2 protein-coding genes are annotated in these 2,573 nt (G+C 61.4%); one reads left to right on the forward strand and one right to left on the reverse strand.

Annotation, left to right across the window (positions count from 1 at the left end):
• Positions 1-460 precede the first annotated feature (460 nt).
• Positions 461-1,708: an IS256 family transposase gene (locus DM816_RS41390; protein WP_117215882.1), complete on the forward strand. Its 1,248-nt coding sequence runs from the start codon at positions 461-463 to the stop codon at positions 1,706-1,708.
• Between the two features lie 115 nt (positions 1,709-1,823).
• Here DM816_RS41390 and DM816_RS43360 read toward each other — a convergent pair whose 3' ends face one another.
• Positions 1,824-2,417, reverse strand: coding sequence for a hypothetical protein (locus tag DM816_RS43360; protein ID WP_162908408.1), 594 nt, complete (start codon positions 2,415-2,417; stop codon positions 1,824-1,826).
• Positions 2,418-2,573 lie beyond the last annotated feature (156 nt).

Here is a 2,573-nt window from a genome sequence, read left to right on the forward strand (position 1 = left end):
GGAGGATGGTTTCCCGGTCGGCGTAGGTGAACGTGCCATTCTGCGGTTTGACCGCCACGATGGTCACGCCGTAGCGGGCGCGTAGTCCTGTCTGGCCCAGTGGGATGCCGACGAGTTCATGTGGTGGCCGGGTCTTGGCCATCGCTGAGGTTCCCCCTTCGGAGACTTTGCTGGCTAATCGGCTTGGCGTGCGATTTGTCCATATTGCCGGTTGTTGGAGGCCGGTGATCCCGAAGGAGCGGTGATCCGCGATGTCGGTATGGGTCCAGGATGGTTACGACGGTGCGCGCTCACCTGACACGTTGAACCCACCAGCTGCCTTGTATATATATAAATAAATGTAGGGTGGCGTCCACGGAAGTGGTGTATCAGGGTCGGGTCGTTGACTTGCCCGTAACGACATAGACGGTCATCGGATTGATCCTTCGAGAACGACCAAGATCTTGAAGGAGAGAAACCGATGACCGCACCCAACAGTGTGGACGTTGCCGCTGTGCTGCGCCAACAGGTGGCCGAGGGTCACCCCGACGTGTTGCGGACAATGATCACCGCGTTCGCCAACGCGCTGATGTCCGCCGACGCCGACGCCCTCTGCGGGGCCGACTACGGCCAACGCTCCGATGAGCGCACCAACCGCCGAAACGGTTACCGTACAAGGGAATGGGACACCCGAGCCGGCACCGTCGAGTTGCAGATCCCGAAGCTGCGGCAAGGCTCGTATTTCCCGGACTGGCTGCTGACTCACCGGCGCCGCGCCGAGCAGGCCCTGGTCACCGTGGTGGCCACCAGCTATCTGCTCGGGGTCTCGACGCGGTGGGTGGAGAAGCTGGCCGAGCAGCTGGGCGTGACCCGGCTGTCCAAGAGCCAGGTTTCGGAGATGGCCTCGCACCTGGACGCGCAGGTGGAGGCGTTTCGCAGCCGGCCGCTGGACTCGGGCCACTACACGTTCGTGTCGCTGGACGCGTTGACGATGAAGGTCCGCGAGAACGGCCGCACGGTCAACGTCGCCTGTCTGGTCGCGGTCGGGGTCAACGTTGAGGGCTACCGGGAAGTGCTGGGCCTGGATGTCGTCTCCGACGAGGACGGCGCCGGCTGGCTGGCCTTCCTGCGCAGCCTCACGGCCCGTGGCCTCAAGGGCGTCAAGCTGGTCATCTCCGATGCCCACCGTGGCCTGGTCAACGCCATCGCCGCCACGCTGCCCGGTGCGGCGTGGCAACGCTGCCGCACCCACTACCTGCGCAACCTTTTGACGAAGGTGCCCAAGTCTGCGCAGCCGTGGGTGGCCACCATGGTGCGCACCATCTTCGACCAGCCCGACGCCGCCGAGGTCCGCGCCCAGTTCGCCAGGGTGGTGGACACCATCGGCGCCAAGTATCCCGATGCAGCGTCTCTGGACGATGCACGCGAAGACCTGTTGGCGTTCAACAGCTTCCTGCACGAGATCTGGCGCCAGATTTGGAGCAACAACCCGCAGGAGCGTCTCAACAAGGAGATCCGCCGCCGCACCGACGTCGTCGGAATCTTCCCCAACCGTGGCGCGATCGTCCGCCTCGTCGGTGCGGTCTTGGCCGAGCAAACCGACGAGTGGACCGAGCAGCGGCGATACATGGGTATCGAACTGCTCGCCAAGGCCCGCAAGGAGACCATCGAAGACCAACAACACACCGAAGCCGTGGCGCAGCCTCAACCCGAGCTGACCGCCGCCTAAACTCCCATCAGGATCAGCCGGTGATCGTCGTGTCGTACACCATCACCATGGACGTGACCGTATGTAGTGGCAGAACTACCACGGCTTTGGATCAATCACCCCGCACTCACGCCCGTCAGCGCCCGGCAATCGTCGCGTCTTGCGCCTCCTGCAGAAGACCGAAGTCGAAGCGGACTACAACAGACCGGCCATGGGCGAAGCGCGGCTCGTCCATTACACCCGAGTAGGTCTCGCTAAACGAGAATTCGTCAATTAATTCGTGCGTCCTCAGCGCAGCCAAGACCTCTTCTTTGACAAATCGCCAAGGCTGGAGATCGTCAAATGTCTCAATCATAGGGGTACTTTGATCCATTGGACGTGCCATATGTTGGCCCCACACCACGCCAGTTGGAGTCACGTTGATGACGTAATGAAGGCCAACAAATACAGGTAGCTGAAACGCGAACGCTCTTGATCCGGCAAAGCTTTCGGAAAACGGTTCCCCGGGCAACGGTCGAGATAATTCAGTACTCGGCTCGCCCAATATTGACAACTCAAGTTCGATCAGATGTCCGGGCCGAAACAACCCGACACGTTCGGCGTTATTAAGCGTCGTTCTAGCTTCATCCGGCGTCGCCCGCAACTCGTCAAGCGCGTCCATCACCCTCCGCGATAGAGGCATGGTCGCCAATATATGCAGCTGATATTCTCGAAGGCCAAACTCGATCATTATCGTAGATCACCTAATACGGCAGTCACGGGTTATGGCTTGACCAGGTTGATTCGAGTTGGTGCCGGCGTTTGTAGTGGCTGGCGCGTGCTCGGGCTTGGTGGTGTCGGCGCCAGGCGGACCAGTGTTGTATCCGGGTGAGGTCGGCGGGTCGGG

Origin of the sequence: Allorhizocola rhizosphaerae (genome assembly GCF_003426775.1) — a bacterium.
Taxonomy (GTDB): Bacteria; Actinomycetota; Actinomycetes; order Mycobacteriales; family Micromonosporaceae; genus Allorhizocola; species Allorhizocola rhizosphaerae.